The sequence below is a fragment of the Streptococcus mitis genome (genome assembly GCA_001560895.1).
Classification (GTDB): Bacteria; Bacillota; Bacilli; order Lactobacillales; family Streptococcaceae; genus Streptococcus; species Streptococcus mitis_Q.
Genome location: CP014326.1, coordinates 2,136,775 through 2,154,608, shown reverse-complemented (window position 1 = coordinate 2,154,608; position 17,834 = coordinate 2,136,775). Strand labels below are relative to the sequence as shown.

The following is a 17,834-nucleotide window of genomic DNA, read 5'->3' as shown; positions in this document are numbered from 1 at the left end:
TTGATAAATTTCGGTTATTTCATTAAAAAAATGCTATAATTGAAGGGACTATATCGAAGGAGAACAAAATGACTAAACCCATTATTTTAACAGGAGACCGTCCAACAGGCAAATTGCATATTGGACATTATGTTGGAAGTCTCAAAAATCGAGTATTATTACAGGAAGAGGATAAGTATGACATGTTTGTATTCTTGGCTGACCAACAAGCCTTGACAGATCATGCCAAAGAACCTCAAACCATTATAGAGTCTATCGGAAATGTGGCTTTGGATTACCTTGCAGTTGGATTGGATCCCAGTAAATCGACAATCTTTATTCAAAGTCAAATTCCAGAGTTGGCTGAGTTGTCTATGTATTATATGAATCTGGTTTCATTAGCACGTCTGGAGCGTAATCCAACTGTCAAGACAGAAATTGCTCAGAAAGGATTTGGGGAAAGTATTCCGACAGGATTCTTGGTCTATCCAATCGCTCAAGCAGCTGACATCACGGCTTTCAAGGCTAATTATGTTCCTGTTGGGACAGATCAGAAACCAATGATTGAGCAAACTCGCGAGATTGTTCGTTCTTTTAACAATGCATATAACTGTGATGTCTTGGTAGAACCGGAAGGTATTTATCCAGAAAATGAGAGAGCAGGGCGTTTACCTGGTTTAGATGGAAATGCTAAAATGTCTAAATCACTCAATAACGGTATTTATTTAGCTGATGATGCGGATACTTTGCGTAAAAAAGTAATGAGTATGTATACAGATCCAGATCATATCCGCGTTGAGGATCCAGGTAAAATTGAAGGAAATATGGTTTTCCATTATCTAGATGTTTTTGGTCGTCCAGAAGATGCTCAAGAAATTGCTGACATGAAAGAACATTATCAACGAGGTGGTCTTGGTGATGTGAAGACCAAGCGTTATCTACTTGAAATATTAGAACGTGAACTGGGTCCTATTCGTGAGCGCCGTATCGAATTTGCTAAGGATATGGGAGAAGTTTATAATATGCTTCAAAAAGGTAGTGAAAGAGCGCGTGAAGTTGCAGGTCAAACCCTATCTGAGGTTAAAGGAGCAATGGGACTTCATTACTTTAACTAGGTTTATTTTACAAGAAACTATCATTTCTATCTCAAAGAAAAGATAGTTTTTTATTTCTTCCTGTAACATTTGACAAATTTTTATAGAATGGTATGATAGATACAATATAAAAAGAGTCAAGCTCCAAAAGAAAGAAAAGAGGAAACATCGAATGTCTAATTGGGACACTAAATTTTTGAAAAAAGGTTTTACCTTTGATGATGTATTGCTTATTCCAGCTGAAAGTCATGTATTGCCTAACGATGCAGATTTAACAACTAAATTGGCAAATAATTTGATTTTAAATATCCCAATTATTACCGCTGCTATGGATACAGTAACAGAGAGTCAAATGGCTATTGCTATTGCTCGTGCAGGTGGTCTCGGAGTTATCCATAAAAACATGTCTATTGCTCAACAAGCAGACGAGGTTCGCAAGGTAAAACGTTCTGAAAATGGAGTTATTATTGATCCGTTCTTCTTGACGCCTGAACATACAATTGCTGAAGCTGATGAGCTTATGGGACGTTACCGCATCAGTGGTGTTCCAGTTGTTGAAACACTTGAAAATCGTAAATTAGTTGGTATTTTGACAAACCGAGATCTTCGTTTTATTTCAGATTATAACCAACCAATTTCAAACCATATGACTAGTGAAAATCTTGTGACTGCTCCTGTGGGTACAGACCTTGCAACAGCTGAGAGTATTCTTCAAGAACACCGTATTGAAAAACTTCCTTTGGTAGATGAAGAAGGTCGTCTTTCTGGTTTGATTACTATCAAAGATATTGAAAAAGTTATTGAGTTTCCAAATGCTGCTAAAGATGAGTTTGGTCGTCTCTTAGTTGCAGGTGCAGTAGGTGTTACTTCAGATACATTTGAACGTGCAGAGGCTCTTTTTGAAGCAGGAGCGGATGCGATTGTTATTGATACTGCACATGGTCATTCTGCAGGTGTCTTGCGTAAAATTGCTGAGATTCGTGATCACTTCCCAGATCGTACTTTGATTGCTGGAAATATTGCAACTGCTGAGGGAGCGCGCGCACTTTACGAAGCAGGTGTAGACGTTGTCAAGGTTGGTATTGGACCAGGTTCTATCTGTACTACTCGTGTGATTGCTGGTGTTGGTGTTCCACAAGTAACAGCTATCTATGATGCTGCAGCTGTTGCGCGTGAATATGGTAAAACGATCATTGCTGACGGTGGAATCAAGTATTCTGGAGATATTGTAAAAGCTCTTGCTGCAGGTGGAAATGCAGTTATGCTTGGATCAATGTTTGCTGGAACAGACGAAGCTCCAGGCGAAACTGAAATCTTCCAAGGACGTAAGTTTAAGACTTACCGTGGTATGGGATCAATTGCTGCTATGAAAAAAGGCTCAAGCGATCGTTACTTCCAAGGTTCTGTCAATGAAGCAAATAAACTTGTTCCAGAAGGAATTGAAGGTCGTGTTGCTTATAAAGGAGCGGCAGCTGATATCGTCTTCCAAATGATTGGTGGTATCCGATCTGGTATGGGTTACTGTGGTGCGGCTAACCTTAAAGAACTACATGATAACGCTCAATTTATTGAAATGTCTGGTGCTGGTTTGAAAGAAAGCCACCCTCATGATGTACAAATTACTAATGAGGCACCAAATTATTCTATGTAAAAGAAATAAAAAGAACTCCTGCAAAAATAGGAGTTCTTTTACAATGTTGTCAAGTTTTATTTACAACAACTTTACCATCTTGAATAGTGAAAATACTTAGATTTTCTGGTAGATTTTGAAGATGGTCTAAGCTTGTTGTTGTAATAAAGGTTTGGATTGATTGAGAAATCGTTTCTAATAATTTTAACTGTCTAGTGTTGTCAAGCTCGCTCATAACATCGTCAAGTAATAATATCGGAGATTCTGTAGTAATACTTTCCATTAACTCGATTTCTGCTAATTTTATAGAAAGGACGAGACTACGATGTTGGCCTTGACTTCCAAAACTAGCATCCATCCCATTTATATAAAAAGAAATGTCATCTCGATGAGGACCAACACCAGTATTCTTTTTAAATAAATCTCGGGGTTTACTTTTTTCTAAAGCAATTTTGAAAGATTCAGATAAATCTTCTTGGTCAGTTGGGTTGACAGAAGATTGATAGGAAATTGACAACTCTTCAATCTGATTAGAGAGTTCAAAATGTTTCTGACGTCCAAATGATTCTAGTTTTTTTATGAAATCTAAGCGGTGATTCATTACACGACATCCATAATCAATTAGCTGATCATCCAACACAGAAAGGAAGGTTTCATCTATTTTTTGAGCTGATTTTAGATAAGTATTTCTTTGTTTTAGGATGTGATTATAATTGGTTAAGTCAGATAGATAGATTGGCTTAATTTGTCCAAGCTCCATATCAATAAATTTTCGTCGAACTGAAGGTGCTCCTTTAATTAGTTGTAAATCTTCAGGAGCAAATAAGACAACATTCATGTGTCCCACATAATCTGAAAGGCGTGCCTGTTTTAAATGATTAACTTTTGTCACACGACCTTTTTGTGTTAGTTCGATTTCTAGAGGAATGGATCCAGTTTTTTTCTGAACGAGACCTGAAAGATGAAGTTGTTCTTCATCAAAATGAATGAGATTTTTATCTGTTCGAGTTCGATGACTACGCGTTAAGGCTAAAAAATAGATAGCCTCTAGCATATTTGTTTTTCCTTGTGCATTACGTCCCAAAAAGACATTCAATTTAGGATTAAAGTCTATTTTCGTCTCTTTGTAATTACGAAAAGTTTTGACAGATAGGTTTTGTAGCCACATGATTATCTACCAGGGAATCGTGGAGCTTGTTTGCTTTTAGGTGATGAAGTAGGTTTCGATTTGTCTTTTTTAACTCCCTTATTCATCTCTTTGACAAGTTTAGCAATCCGTTCTTTTTCAACCTTATCAGCTTGGTATTCATCTTGTTCTTCAGAAGTGGGTTGTGTCAACAAGATGTCAATGTCCATGTCAGGGATGTCAACTTTATCGCCAATACGAAGTTTTTTACCGCGACGACTCTCTAATTCCCCATTAAAGTAAACAGAATGTTCAGAGAGAAATGATTTGATAGCTCCTCCGCTATGTGTAATTCCAAGTTCTTTGAGTAGTGCTTGGAGGGTAATAAATTCTTCAAATAATTTGTATTCCATAATTCACCTCAATCTTTGGTATTATATCATATTTTCCTAAAAATAGTGATAGAAACAGGAAGAAATGTAAGCGATTTTTATTTCAAAACTGTTACAGAGAACAAGAAAATTTCAGGTTTTCGTGATATAATAGAAGTCTGTATATAAGGAGGTAAATCATGGAGTTAGTGCATGGAGTTTCAACACATTTTATCCAATCAAAGAAGTTTAAAACGAACAAAATCACCGTGCGTTTTACAGCTCCATTATCTCTTGATACGATCGCAGGTCGCATGTTGAGTGCGAGTATGCTAGAGACTGCTAATCTGAGGTACCCTACTTCTCAAGATTTGAGAAGACACTTGGCTAGTCTATATGGTACAGATATGTCAACCAATTGTTTTAGAAGAGGACAAAGCCACATTGTAGAATTGACATTCACATATGTTCGTGATGAGTTTTTAAGTAAGAAAAATGTGTTAACTTCACAGGTTTTGGAACTAGTAAAAGAAACTCTTTTTTCACCTGTTGTAGTTGATAATGGGTTTGATTCGGCCTTATTTGAAATTGAGAAAAAACAATTGCTAGCAAGTTTAGCAGCTGATATGGATGATTCTTTTTATTTTGCACATAAAGAATTAGATAAATTATTTTTTCATGACGAACGTCTCCAATTGGAATATAGTGATTTACGAAATCGTATTTTAGCTGAAACTTCACAAAGTTCTTATTCTTGTTTCCAAGAATTTTTGGCCAATGACAGAATAGATTTCTTTTTCCTAGGTGATTTTAATGAGGTTGAAATTCTAAATGTATTAGAATCATTTGGTTTTAAAGGTAGAAAAGGAGATGTGAAGGTTCAGTATTGTCAACCTTATTCCAATATACTACAAGAAGGTATGGTTCGGAAAAATGTGGGACAGTCCATTTTAGAGTTGGGCTATCATTGCTCTGCTGAATATGGTGATGAGCAACATTTACCCATGATTGTAATGAATGGTTTACTTGGTGGATTTGCTCATTCTAAACTCTTTACAAATGTCCGTGAAAATGCTGGATTAGCTTATACCATTTCCAGTCAGCTCGATTTATTTAGTGGGTTCTTGAGGATGTATGCTGGTATTGATCGAGAAAATCGGAACCAGGCTCGTAAAATGATGAATAATCAACTGCTTGATTTAAAAAAAGGTTATTTTACAGAGCTTGAGTTAGAGCAGACCAAGGAAATGATTCGTCGGTCTTTGTTACTTTCTCAAGATAATCAAAGTTCATTGATTGAACGTACTTATCAAAATGCCTTACTTGGAAAATCTTCATCAGACTTTAAAGGTTGGATTGCAAAACTCGAGCAAGTTGACAAAGATGCTATTTGTAGAGCAGCTAATAATGTGAAACTACAGGCGATTTACTTTATGGAAGGAATAGAATGACAAAGGTTGTTTTTGAAGAAAAATACTATCCAGCTGTAAAAGAAATGGTTTATCGAACTCGTTTGTCAAATGGATTGACAGTTGCTCTTTTGCCTAAAAAGGAATTTAAAGAGGTTTACGGGAGTGTAACTGTACAGTTTGGTTCGGTAGATATGCTTGTCACAGAAGTTGACGGAGATGTAAAAGAATATCCTGCAGGAATTGCTCATTTTCTTGAACATAAATTATTTGAGAGAGAAGATTCTAGCGACTTGATGTCGGCTTTTACGAGTCTAGGTGCAGATAGTAATGCCTTTACAAGCTTTACAAAAACAAGTTATCTTTTTTCAGCAACGGCTCATTTTTTAGAAAATTTAGACTTACTTGATGAATTGGTAACATCGGCACATTTTACCGAAGATTCCATTCTGAGAGAGCAGGATATTATCCAGCAAGAACGAGAAATGTACCAAGATGATCCCGATTCGTGTTTATTCTTTTCAACCTTAGCGAATTTATATCCTGGCACACCTTTAGCGACTGATATAGTTGGAAGTGAGGAGTCCATTTCCCAAATCAATCTAACTAATTTGCAAGAAAATTTCACAAGGTTTTACAAGCCTGTAAATATGTCTTTGTTCTTAGTCGGTAATTTTGATGTGGAGCAAGTACAGGACTATTTTGAAAGAAAAGAACTGGAAGATCTAAATGTTCAGGAAGTATCAAAAGAAAAGTTGCTTTTACAAGATGTAAAGCAAACGGACAGTATGAGAATGGAAGTATCTTCTCCCAAACTAGCGATTGGGGTTAGAGGTAATCGAGAAGTTGCTGAGGTGTATTGCTATCGACATCATATTTTATTAAAATTATTGTTTGCAATGATGTTTGGTTGGACTTCGGATCGTTTTCAAAAATTATATGAATCAGGTAAGATAGATGCTTCCTTATCTCTTGAAGTTGAAGTTACAAGTCGCTTTCATTTTGTTATGTTGACAATGGATACGAAAGAGCCAGTTGCTTTATCTCATCAATTTAGGAAGACCATTCGTAATTTTACAAAGGATTTGGATATTACAGAGGATCATTTAGATATTATCAAAAGAGAGATGTTTGGAGAATTTTTCAGTAGTATGAACTCTCTTGAATTTATTGCAACGCAATATGATGCTTTTGAACATGGTGAGACAATTTTTGATTTACCAAAGATTTTACAGGAAATTACTTTAGAGGATGTCCTTGAAGCAGGGCATCACTTAATAGATGAAGGGGATATAGTTGATTTTACAATATTCCCATCGTAGTAACCTATCATAATAGACACTAGAAAGAAGGGATGACAAGTATGAGGAAAAAAACAATTGGTGAGGTTTTACGATTAGCTAGAATCAATCAGGGATTGAGTTTAGATGAATTGCAGAAAAAGACAGAAATCCAGTTAGATATGTTGGAAGCAATGGAAGCAGACGATTTCGATCAACTTCCAAGTCCTTTTTACACGCGTTCTTTCTTGAAAAAATATGCATGGGCTGTTGAGTTAGATGACCAAATTGTTTTGGATGCTTATGATTCTGGGAGTATGATTACTTATGAGGAAGTGGATGTTGATGAAGATGAGTTGACAGGGCGCAGACGTTCAAGTAAGAAAAATAAGAAAAAAACATCATTTTTACCTTTATTTTATTTTGTACTCTTTGCACTATCGATTGTAATTTTTGTGACTTATTATGTTTGGAATTATATCCAGACTCAACCAGAAGGGCCTTCTCTTTCTAATTACAGTGTGGTTCAATCAACAAGTTCAATAAGTTCAACTAGCTCTATTCCCCACTCCTCAAGTAGTAGTTCATCTAGCAGTTCCTCTAGTGTAGAATCAGATATAAGTGTATCAGGTGAAGGAAATCATGTAGAAATAGCTTATAAGACAAGTAAGGAAACAGTTAAATTGCAATTGGCAGTTTCAGATGCTAGAAGTTGGGTCAGTGTTTCAGAAAGCGAGCTTGAGGGTGGTGTGACTTTATCACCGGATAATAAAAGTTCGGAAACAACCGTTTCAACAACAAATCCTGTTATCATTACATTAGGTGTTGTCAAAGGTGTTGCTTTGACAGTAGATAATCAGACTGTGGATTTATCTAAATTAACAGCTTATACTGGGACAATTACGATAACCTTCACTAAGAATTAAGGAAAAACGAATGAAAAAAGAACAAATTCCAAATCTCTTAACAATAGGTCGAATTCTTTTTATACCTATTTTTATCTTTATTTTAACAGTAGGAAATTCGATAGAGAGTCATATAGTAGCAGCTATTATCTTTGCTATTGCTAGTATTACAGATTATTTAGATGGATATTTAGCTCGTAAATGGAATGTGGTCAGTAATTTTGGTAAATTTGCAGATCCTATGGCGGATAAGCTACTAGTTATGTCGGCTTTTATTATGTTGATTGAGTTAGGGATGGCTCCGGCTTGGATTGTTGCAGTGATTATCTGTCGAGAGTTGGCTGTGACAGGTTTAAGGCTTTTATTGGTTGAAACTGGTGGGACAGTCTTAGCAGCAGCAATGCCTGGGAAAATTAAAACTTTCAGTCAGATGTTTGCGATTATTTTCTTGCTATTACATTGGACTTTGATTGGTCAAGTTCTACTTTATGTAGCCTTATTTTTCACTATCTACTCTGGCTATGACTATTTCAAGGGTAGTGCCTATGTATTTAAAGGGACATTTGGTTCGAAATGAAATCAATAATTGATGTAAAAAATCTTTCTTTTCGCTATAAAGAAAGTCAGGAATACTATGATGTGAAGGATATTACGTTTCACGTGAAACGTGGAGAATGGCTTTCGATTGTAGGGCATAATGGTAGTGGTAAATCAACGACAGTACGGTTAATTGATGGATTATTTGAAGCAGAATCTGGAGAGATTGTAATCAATGGCCAACAGTTGACTGAGGAGACTGTTTGGAGCATACGTCGTCAAATCGGTATGGTTTTTCAAAATCCAGACAATCAATTTGTTGGAGCGACTGTTGAAGATGATGTTGCCTTTGGTTTGGAAAATCAGGGACTTTCTCGTCAAGAAATGAAAAAGAGAGTGGAAGAAGCCCTGGATTTGGTTGGCATGTTGGACTTCAAAAAGAGAGAGCCAGCGCGTCTATCAGGTGGTCAAAAGCAACGTGTGGCTATTGCAGGCGTTGTAGCCCTAAGACCAGCGATTCTAATCCTAGATGAGGCAACGAGTATGTTGGATCCTGAGGGGCGTAGAGAACTGATTGAGACAGTACAAGGAATTCGAAAAGACTATGATATGACGATCATTTCCATTACACATGATTTGGAAGAAGTTGCTATGAGTGATCGCGTATTGGTCATGAAAAAAGGAGCAATTGAATCAACTAGTAGTCCAAGGGAGCTTTTCTCTCGAAATGATTTAGATCAAATTGGATTAGACGATCCTTTTGCCAATCAATTAAAACATTCTTTGCACCAGCATGGCTATGATTTGCCTGAAAATTATTTGACAGAAAGTGAGCTAGAGGATAAGCTATGGGAATTGCTCTAGAAAATGTGAGTTTTACATATCAAGAAGGTACTCCTTTAGCTTCAACAGCTTTGTCGGATGTTTCTTTGACGATTGAGGATGGTTCTTATACGGCTTTAATTGGGCATACAGGTAGTGGCAAATCAACTATTTTACAACTCTTAAATGGGTTATTGGTGCCAAGTCAAGGAAGTGTACGAGTTTTTGATACCTTAATCACCTCGACTTCTAAAAATAAAGATATTCGTCAAATTAGAAAACAGGTTGGCTTGGTATTTCAGTTTGCTGAAAATCAGATCTTTGAAGAAACAGTTTTGAAGGATGTTGCTTTTGGACCGCAAAATTTTGGAGTTTCTGAAGAAGATGCGGAGAAGATTGCGCGTGAGAAACTGGCTCTGGTTGGAATTGACGAATCACTTTTTAATCGCAGTCCGTTTGAGTTGTCAGGTGGACAAATGAGACGTGTAGCCATTGCAGGCATACTTGCCATGGAGCCAGCTATATTAGTCTTAGATGAACCTACAGCAGGCCTAGATCCCCTGGGGAGAAAAGAGTTGATGAATTTGTTTAAAAAACTCCACCAGTCAGGGATGACTATCGTCTTGGTAACGCATTTGATGGATGATGTTGCTGAATATGCGAATCAAGTCTATGTAATGGAAAAGGGACGTTTAGTGAAGGGTGGCAAACCAAGTGATGTCTTTCAAGATGTTGTTTTTATGGAAGAAGTTCAGTTGGGAGTACCTAAGATTACAGCATTTTGTAAACGATTGGCTGATAGAGGTGTGTCATTTAAACGATTACCGATTAAGATAGAGGAGTTCAAGGAGTCTCTAAATGGATAGTATGATTTTGGGGCGTTATATCCCAGGGGATTCGATTGTTCACCGGTTGGACCCACGCAGCAAATTGCTGGCCATGATGCTACTAATTTTGATCGTTTTTTGGGCTAATAATCCCTTGACGAATCTTATTCTTTTTATAGCGATAGGGATATTTATTGCCTTGTCAGGAGTATCTCTTTCATTTTTTATTCAGGGCTTGAAGTCTATGTTTTTCTTGATTGCCTTCACAACTATTTTTCAACTGTTTTTCATTTCTAATGGGAATGTTTTAATTGAGTTTTCATTTGTGAGAATCACGGATTATGCTTTGCAACAAGCTGGAATTATTTTTTGTCGCTTTGTATTGATCATTTTCTTTTCAACTTTGTTAACCTTAACGACCATGCCCTTAAGTTTGGCCTCAGCTGTCGAAGCTTTGTTAGCGCCTTTAAAACGTGTGAGAGTTCCAGTTCATGAAATTGGATTGATGCTGTCCATGAGTCTACGTTTTGTCCCAACCTTGATGGATGATACGACGCGGATTATGAATGCGCAGAAAGCGCGTGGAGTGGATTTTGGAGAAGGAAGTATTGTTCAAAAAGTAAAGGCTATGATTCCTATTTTGATTCCTCTTTTTGCGACAAGTTTAAAACGTGCAGATTCCTTGGCTATCGCCATGGAAGCGCGTGGTTATCAGGGTGGAAAAGGCAGAAGTCAATACAGACAATTGAAATGGACTCGAAAGGATACGCTAGTAATTCTTGTTATTCTCGTACTTGGTTGTTGTTTATTTTTCTTAAAATCTTAGTAGATTTCAGGAATTGATTAAAAGTTACTGTAACAGTTTTTGATATAAAGGTAGGGATATGAACCGTTTTAAAAAATCAAAATATGTCATTATTGTTTTTGTCATTGTTCTGCTTGTGTCAGCTCTCTTGGCGACGACTTATTCAAGTACAATTGTGACAAAATTAGGAGATGGAATCTCATTGGTTGATAGGGTTGTACAAAAACCTTTTCAGTGGTTTGATTCTGTCAAATCAGATTTGGTTCACTTAACACGAACATATAATGAAAATGAAAGTTTGAAGAAACAGATTTACCAGTTAGAAGTTAAATCAAATGAGGCGGAAAGTTTAAAGACGGAAAATGAACAACTGCGCCAATTGCTTGATATGAAGTCCAAGTTGCAAGCCACAAAGACTTTAGCAGCAGATGTTATTATGCGTTCTCCGGTATCTTGGAAGCAGGAATTGACCTTAGATGTAGGCAAATCAAAAGGGGCTTCTGAGAACATGTTAGCTATTGCAAATGGTGGCTTGATTGGGAGTGTTTCAAAAGTAGAGGAGAACTCTACTATAGTCAACCTTCTGACAAATACGGAAAATGCTGATAAGATTTCTGTTAAAATTCAACATGGTTCTACTACAATTTATGGGATTATTGTTGGTTTTGACAAGGAAAATGAAGTTCTTAAAATTAGCCAATTAAATAGCAATAGCGATATTAGTGCAGGAGATAAGGTGATAACGGGTGGATTAGGAAACTTTAACGTTGCGGATATTCCTGTTGGTGAAGTGGTTGCCACAACGCATAGTACAGACTATTTGACACGGGAAGTAACTGTTAAATTGAGTGCAGATACTCATAATGTGGATGTGATAGAATTAGTGGGGAATTCATAATGAGACAGCTGAAGCGGGTTGGAGTGTTTTTATTGCTTCCTTTCTTTGTTCTAATTGACGCCCATATTAGTCAGCTTATGGGCTCATTTTCCCCACATGTACATTTGGCTAGTCATTTTCTGTTTTTATTTCTATTATTTGAGACGATAGAAGTATCAGAGTATTTCTACCTCGTCTATTGTTTTGTGATAGGCTTGGTTTATGATGTTTACTTTTTCCATCTAATAGGGATTGCAACTCTCTTATTTATCTTATTGGGAGCCTTTCTTTATAAGTTGAATAGTGTTATTTTATTGAATCGTTGGACAAGAATCTTGGCTATGATTGTTATGAGTTTTCTATTTGATATGGGAGCTTATCTCTTTGCATTAGCGGTAGGTTTAACTGTAGATAGTCTGCCGATTTTTATCGTTTATAGTCTAGTACCATCCATGATTTTAAATCTTGTGTGGATGCTTATTTTTCAGTTTATTTTTGAAAAATATTATCTATGAGAAAGAAACAAAAATGTAACAAAGGCGTAATATTCATTAGGCCTTTTTTTGGTATACTAGTATTGTCTTTAAAAGAAGGAGTATCTACGTAATATGAAGAAAAAAATCTTAGCGTCACTTTTATTAAGTACAGTAATGGTTTCTCAAGTAGCTGTTTTAACAACTGCGCATGCAGAAACGACTGATGACAAAATTGCTGCTCAAGATAATAAAATTAGTAACTTAACAGCACAACAACAAGAAGCCCAAAAACAAGTTGACCAAATTCAGGAGCAAGTATCAGCTATTCAAGCTGAGCAATCTAACTTGCAAGCTGAAAATGATAGATTGCAAGCAGAATCCAAAAAACTTGAGAGTGAGATCACAGAACTTTCTAAAAACATTGTATCTCGCAATGATTCTTTGGAAAAACAAGCTCGTAGTGCTCAAACAAATGGAGCTGCAACTAGCTACATCAATACGATTGTAAACTCAAAATCAATTACAGAAGCTATTTCACGTGTAGCAGCAATGAATGAAATTGTATCTGCTAACAACAAAATGTTGGAACAACAAAAAGCAGATAAAAAAGCAATTTCTGAGAAGCAAGTGGCAAACAATGACGCAATTAATACAGTAATTGCAAATCAACAGAAATTGTCTGATGATGCACAAGCTCTAACAACGAAACAAGCTGAGTTGAAGGCTGCAGAATTAAATCTTGCTGCTGAAAAAGCGACAGCAGAAGATGAAAAAGCAAGTTTGCTAGAGAAAAAAGCAGAAGCAGAAGCGGCAGCAAAAGCAGCAGCAGAGGCAGAAGCAGCTTACAAGGCAAAACAAGTAAGTCAACAACAAACAGTTGTTGCTTCTGGAAATACGACTTTTGCAGCACAGGTTCAAGCTGTAGCTTCTTCGGAATCAACAACATACACTCCTGTGGCAGTCAAACAACGCCCAACATACAGTACAAATGCTTCAAGTTATCCAATTGGAGAATGTACATGGGGAGTTAAAACATTAGCACCTTGGGCTGGAGACTATTGGGGTAATGGAGCACAGTGGGCTACAAGTGCAGCTGCTGCAGGATTCCGTACAGGTTCAACACCTCAAGTTGGTGCGATTGCATGTTGGAATGATGGTGGATATGGACACGTAGCGGTAGTCACTGCTGTAGAATCAACAACACGTATCCAAGTGTCAGAATCAAATTATGCTGGTAATCGCACGCTTGGAAATCATCGTGGATGGTTCAATCCGACAACTACGTCGTCAGGTTTTGTAACATATATTTATGCAGATTAATTAGAAAAGGAGACTTAATAGAGTCTCTTTTTTAGTGGCGATAGTCTCTCTAAAAAAATTCTTAAAAAACTTGAAAATATTGAAAAAGTATGGTAAAATGAAACTTGTCGTGTGAACGATAATACTCATTCTTGATGAATTGTGAGACAGTTGCCCTTGGGTCGTTTTGCGAGTTGAAGTCAAGAAGAGGAAAAAAACAAAAAGGAGAAATACTCATGGCAGTAATTTCAATGAAACAACTTCTTGAGGCTGGTGTACACTTTGGTCACCAAACTCGTCGCTGGAACCCTAAGATGGCTAAATACATCTTTACAGAGCGTAACGGAATCCACGTTATCGACTTGCAACAAACTGTAAAATACGCTGACCAAGCATACGACTTCATGCGTGATGCAGCAGCTAACGATGCAGTTGTATTGTTCGTTGGTACTAAGAAACAAGCGGCTGATGCAGTTGCTGAAGAAGCAGTACGTTCAGGTCAATACTTTATCAACCACCGTTGGTTGGGTGGAACTCTTACAAACTGGGGAACAATCCAAAAACGTATCGCTCGTTTGAAAGAAATCAAACGTATGGAAGAAGATGGAACTTTCGAAGTTCTTCCTAAAAAAGAAGTTGCACTTCTTAACAAACAACGTGCACGTCTTGAAAAATTCTTGGGTGGTATCGAAGATATGCCTCGTATTCCAGATGTGATGTATGTAGTTGACCCACATAAAGAGCAAATCGCTGTTAAAGAAGCTAAAAAATTGGGAATCCCAGTTGTAGCGATGGTTGACACAAACACTGATCCAGATGATATCGATGTAATCATCCCAGCTAACGATGACGCTATCCGCGCTGTTAAATTGATTACAGCTAAATTGGCTGACGCTATCATCGAAGGACGTCAAGGTGAAGATGCAGCAGCAGTTGAAGCAGAATTTGCAGCTTCAGAAGCTCAAGCAGATTCAATCGAAGAAATCGTTGAAGTCGTAGAAGGCGACAACGCTTAATTCATATAAATAGTAATTACCTAGGAGGGCGGGGCTTAGCCCGGCTCTCCTATTTTTAAAAAATATAGGAGAATCAAAATGGCAGAAATTACAGCTAAACTTGTAAAAGAGTTGCGTGAAAAATCTGGTGCCGGTGTTATGGACGCTAAAAAAGCGCTTGTAGAAACAGACGGTGACATCGAAAAAGCGATTGAATTGCTTCGTGAAAAAGGTATGGCTAAGGCAGCTAAGAAGGCTGACCGTGTTGCTGCAGAAGGTTTGACTGGTGTTTACGTTAACGGTAATGTTGCAGCAGTTATTGAAGTAAACGCTGAAACTGACTTCGTTGCGAAAAATGCTCAATTCGTTGAATTGGTAAATACTACAGCTAAAGTTATTGCTGAAGGAAAACCTGCTAATAATGAAGAAGCACTTGCTTTGACAATGCCTTCAGGTGAAACTCTTGAAGCTGCATACGTATCTGCAACAGCAACTATCGGAGAAAAAATCTCATTCCGTCGCTTTGCATTGATTGAAAAAACAGATGCACAACACTTTGGAGCATACCAACATAATGGTGGACGTATCGGTGTTATTTCAGTTGTTGAAGGTGGAGACGAAGCTCTTGCTAAACAATTGTCAATGCACATCGCAGCGATGAAACCAACAGTTCTTTCTTACAAAGAATTGGATGAGCAATTCGTTAAAGATGAGTTGGCACAATTGAACCACGTTATCGACCAAGACAACGAAAGCCGTGCAATGGTTAACAAACCAGCTCTTCCACACTTGAAGTATGGATCAAAAGCTCAATTGACTGATGAAGTAATTGCGCAAGCTGAAGCTGACATCAAAGCTGAATTGGCTGCAGAAGGTAAACCAGAAAAAATCTGGGACAAAATCATCCCAGGTAAAATGGATCGCTTCATGCTTGATAACACTAAAGTTGACCAAGCTTACACACTTCTTGCACAAGTTTACATCATGGATGACAGCAAGACAGTTGAAGCATACCTTGAATCAGTTAACGCTTCAGTAGTTGAGTTCGCTCGCTTTGAAGTTGGTGAAGGTATTGAGAAAGCTGCAAATGACTTTGAAGCTGAAGTTGCAGCTACAATGGCAGCAGCCTTGAATAACTAATAATAAAAAGGAAGCCAAATTGCTTCCTTTTTCTATGCAATCGATCTTTATAGGGAGATGTTCCTACTTTTAAGGTATAAATAAAAAGCCCTATAATAAGGGCTAAATGTATTTAGGAGACTACACTTCAAATTCATAGAGTGCTGTAGACAAATAACGTTCACCGTTATCTGGTGCTAGAGCAAGGACTTTTTTACCTGTACCTAATTTTTTGGCAACCTCGATGGCTCCGTAGATGGCTGCAGCTGAAGAAATCCCTACAAGGAAGCCTTCTTTTCCGCCAATTTCACGACCGAGTGCGAGAGCGTTGTCTGATGTTACACGAACGATACCATCATAAGCCTTTGTATCCAGTGTATCAGGAATAAATCCAGCTGAGATACCTTGAATTTTGTGAGGACCAGGTTTTTCACCAGATAGAATAGCAGATTCGTCTGCTTCCACTGCATAAACTTGAATACTTGAATTTGCTGTTTTGAGTGCATGAGAAACACCAGAAATTGTTCCACCGGTACCAACTCCAGCAACAAAGGCATCTAGTCCATCTTTACCGAAAGCAGCTAGTATTTCAGCTCCTGTTGTTCTTTCGTGTACTTCTGGATTAGCTGGATTGTCAAATTGAAGAGGAAGGAAACCATCACGTTCAGCAGCGATTTCTTGAGCTTTGGCAATAGCGCCTTTCATTCCCTCACTACCAGGAGTTAGGACGAGTTCAGCACCATAAGCTTGGATAATCTTACGTCGTTCTACACTCATAGTTTCAGGCATAACGATGACGACTTTATACCCTTTAGCAGCACCTACCCATGAAAGTCCAATACCAGTGTTTCCACTTGTTGCTTCAACAATAGTAGAGCCAGGTTTCAGAATACCGTCTTGTTCAGCTTTTTCAATCATGCTAAGGGCAATACGGTCTTTTACCGATGAACCAGGGTTAAATGCTTCAATCTTTACATAGACGTCCGCAGCACCTTCTGGCACAATGTTGTTGAGTTTAACAATCGGTGTTTGTCCGATTAGTTCAGTAATGTTGTTATAAATAGACATATGAATACCTCTTTATATAAGATATTTCTAGTATAACGCTATCTATACCATTTGTAAAATATAGAAATCCTATCGAAGTGATAGGATTTTTTTATATCATAGGTCTAAGCCATTAATTTTCAAGCGATTGTGATAAGCTAATTCTAATAAATAGGTGTAAAGTGGAACGATATCCGTTTTCTTAGGGAATTCAAATTTATGAGCACTAAAATGCTCATTATGTGCTTTTAGAAAGACATTTTCTAAATAAGTAATAGTAATTTCACTATCATCTATACCTGCTCCAGCAGTTTCCATTTCAACGTTAACAATGTTCATCAAAAAGATTGATTTAATAGACATCTTACGACCGGTAGCGCCTTGTTTATCTGTAAAGATAATACGTATATTTGTAAATATAATTGAGTCACGAATCAGTTTATATCCACTTTGAATTTCCTCATTTTCTAGTAGATATTGTCCATATTCTTTGATAAGAGTTTCTTTGTTTTGCTCGCTAAAGTTACCAGCTAGTCCTTGAATGAATTTACCAAATGCCATATTTTTCTCCTTTATTTACACTAAGTTTACAGGAACTTCAACTTCTCGTAAATCTTGATCAGTTAAAGTGACCTTTCCATTAAAAAACTCTACAAGTGCAGCTTTAATATTTTCTTTTTCTTCTTTATCAACATAAATCATTGTATTGACTTGATCTGTAAAGTTTGTATCCAGCTCCATGAGAGTATGTTCTTTAAGGAAGTTATTATATTCTTGGTACTGAGCGTAGGACATTTGAATAGAAATTCCAGCTTGTTCCTTTATTTCAATAATGCCAATTTCTTTGACAGCTAAGGCAACACTGCCAGCGTAAGCACGAATCAATCCTCCAGCGCCTAGTTTAATACCACCAAAGTAGCGCGTCACTACCACACAGACATTGGTCAGATTGTGATTTTCTAGCACCCCAAGCATGGGAACGCCAGCAGTACCACTAGGTTCACCATCATCACTTGTACGTTTGATTTCACTACGTTCCCCAATAATGAAGGCAGAGCAGTTATGCGTAGCTTTGTAGTGCTCTTTCTTGATGGCAGTAATGAAGTCATGAGCCTCTTCTTCGCTATAAACACGCTTGGCATGACAGATAAAGCGAGATTTTTTGATTTCTTCTTGGACTTGACCGTCCTCTTTAATTGTTCTAAATTCCATGATTTAATTGTACTAAAAAATCAT

At 37.3% G+C, this 17,834-nt stretch carries 19 protein-coding genes; 14 read left to right on the top strand and 5 right to left on the bottom strand.

The genetic code is table 11. The features are described 5' to 3' along the window. Positions 1 to 68 precede the first annotated feature (68 nt). Positions 69 to 1,094, top strand: coding sequence for a tryptophan--tRNA ligase (locus tag AXK38_10075; protein ID AMH89572.1), 1,026 nt, complete (start codon positions 69 to 71; stop codon positions 1,092 to 1,094). Between the two features lie 151 nt (positions 1,095 to 1,245). Next, a complete protein-coding gene (locus AXK38_10070; protein ID AMH89571.1) occupies positions 1,246 to 2,724 on the top strand; it encodes an IMP dehydrogenase in 1,479 nt (492 codons plus the stop codon). A gap of 49 nt (positions 2,725 to 2,773) precedes the next feature. On the opposite strand, the gene AXK38_10065 is transcribed toward AXK38_10070, so the two are convergent. Both AXK38_10065 and AXK38_10060 read right to left on the bottom strand, forming a co-directional pair. Continuing rightward, complete coding sequence (locus tag AXK38_10065) at positions 2,774 to 3,871, bottom strand: DNA replication/repair protein RecF (protein AMH89570.1); 1,098 nt, start codon at positions 3,869 to 3,871, stop codon at positions 2,774 to 2,776. 2 nt (positions 3,872 to 3,873) lie between these two features. Then, positions 3,874 to 4,242 carry a hypothetical protein gene (locus tag AXK38_10060; GenBank protein AMH89569.1) on the bottom strand — a complete coding sequence of 123 codons (369 nt, stop codon included), beginning with the start codon at positions 4,240 to 4,242 and terminating at the stop codon, positions 3,874 to 3,876. A 158-nt stretch (positions 4,243 to 4,400) separates the two neighbouring features. Between AXK38_10060 and AXK38_10055 the strand changes: the two genes are divergently transcribed. The 12 genes from AXK38_10055 (at position 4,401) to AXK38_10000 (ending at position 15,572) form a co-directional block, all read left to right on the top strand. Next, positions 4,401 to 5,651 carry a peptidase M16 gene (locus AXK38_10055; GenBank protein ID AMH89568.1) on the top strand — a complete coding sequence of 417 codons (1,251 nt, stop codon included), beginning with the start codon at positions 4,401 to 4,403 and terminating at the stop codon, positions 5,649 to 5,651. After that, entirely contained in the window at positions 5,648 to 6,931 is a 1,284-nt protein-coding gene (locus AXK38_10050) for a peptidase M16 (GenBank protein ID AMH89567.1), read from the top strand. Before AXK38_10055 ends, AXK38_10050 begins: the two co-directional genes overlap by 4 nt. 41 nt (positions 6,932 to 6,972) lie before the next feature. Continuing rightward, positions 6,973 to 7,815: a DNA-binding protein gene (locus tag AXK38_10045; protein AMH89566.1), complete on the top strand. Its 843-nt coding sequence runs from the start codon at positions 6,973 to 6,975 to the stop codon at positions 7,813 to 7,815. 10 nt (positions 7,816 to 7,825) lie between these two features. After that, positions 7,826 to 8,371, top strand: coding sequence for a CDP-diacylglycerol--glycerol-3-phosphate 3-phosphatidyltransferase (locus tag AXK38_10040; GenBank protein ID AMH89565.1), 546 nt, complete (start codon positions 7,826 to 7,828; stop codon positions 8,369 to 8,371). Next, positions 8,368 to 9,195, top strand: coding sequence for an energy-coupling factor transporter ATPase (gene cbiO, locus AXK38_10035; protein AMH89564.1), 828 nt, complete (start codon positions 8,368 to 8,370; stop codon positions 9,193 to 9,195). The genes AXK38_10040 and cbiO (AXK38_10035) overlap by 4 nt, the downstream gene beginning before the upstream one ends. Next, a complete protein-coding gene (gene cbiO, locus AXK38_10030) occupies positions 9,180 to 10,019 on the top strand; it encodes an energy-coupling factor transporter ATPase (protein ID AMH89563.1) in 840 nt (279 codons plus the stop codon). Before cbiO (AXK38_10035) ends, cbiO (AXK38_10030) begins: the two co-directional genes overlap by 16 nt. Beyond that, complete coding sequence (locus AXK38_10025) at positions 10,012 to 10,806, top strand: cobalt ABC transporter permease (GenBank protein ID AMH89562.1); 795 nt, start codon at positions 10,012 to 10,014, stop codon at positions 10,804 to 10,806. The genes cbiO (AXK38_10030) and AXK38_10025 overlap by 8 nt, the downstream gene beginning before the upstream one ends. Positions 10,807 to 10,864: 58 nt before the next feature. Further along, entirely contained in the window at positions 10,865 to 11,683 is an 819-nt protein-coding gene (locus AXK38_10020) for a rod shape-determining protein MreC (GenBank protein ID AMH89561.1), read from the top strand. Further along, positions 11,683 to 12,177 (top strand): rod shape-determining protein MreD, encoded by a 495-nt coding sequence (locus AXK38_10015; GenBank protein ID AMH89560.1) that lies wholly within the window; start codon positions 11,683 to 11,685, stop codon positions 12,175 to 12,177. Before AXK38_10020 ends, AXK38_10015 begins: the two co-directional genes overlap by 1 nt. Before the next feature lie 93 nt (positions 12,178 to 12,270). Beyond that, a complete protein-coding gene (locus tag AXK38_10010; GenBank protein ID AMH89559.1) occupies positions 12,271 to 13,458 on the top strand; it encodes an amidase in 1,188 nt (395 codons plus the stop codon). A gap of 215 nt (positions 13,459 to 13,673) precedes the next feature. Continuing rightward, the gene (locus AXK38_10005; GenBank protein ID AMH89558.1) at positions 13,674 to 14,453 is read left to right on the top strand and encodes a 30S ribosomal protein S2; all 780 of its coding nucleotides are present in this window, start codon (positions 13,674 to 13,676) and stop codon (positions 14,451 to 14,453) included. A 78-nt stretch (positions 14,454 to 14,531) separates the two neighbouring features. Beyond that, a complete protein-coding gene (locus AXK38_10000) occupies positions 14,532 to 15,572 on the top strand; it encodes an elongation factor Ts (GenBank protein AMH89557.1) in 1,041 nt (346 codons plus the stop codon). Positions 15,573 to 15,692: 120 nt separating this feature from the next. Here AXK38_10000 and AXK38_09995 read toward each other — a convergent pair whose 3' ends face one another. From AXK38_09995 to AXK38_09985, 3 genes are all read right to left on the bottom strand, one after another. Then, positions 15,693 to 16,619, bottom strand: coding sequence for a cysteine synthase (locus AXK38_09995; GenBank protein ID AMH89556.1), 927 nt, complete (start codon positions 16,617 to 16,619; stop codon positions 15,693 to 15,695). Positions 16,620 to 16,715: 96 nt separating this feature from the next. Further along, on the bottom strand, positions 16,716 to 17,159 hold the full coding sequence (locus tag AXK38_09990) for a hypothetical protein (protein ID AMH89555.1): 444 nt from the start codon (positions 17,157 to 17,159) through the stop codon (positions 16,716 to 16,718). A 15-nt stretch (positions 17,160 to 17,174) separates the two neighbouring features. Next, positions 17,175 to 17,810, bottom strand: a complete 636-nt coding sequence (locus tag AXK38_09985; protein ID AMH89554.1) for a Xaa-Pro dipeptidase — start codon at positions 17,808 to 17,810, stop codon at positions 17,175 to 17,177. Positions 17,811 to 17,834 lie beyond the last annotated feature (24 nt).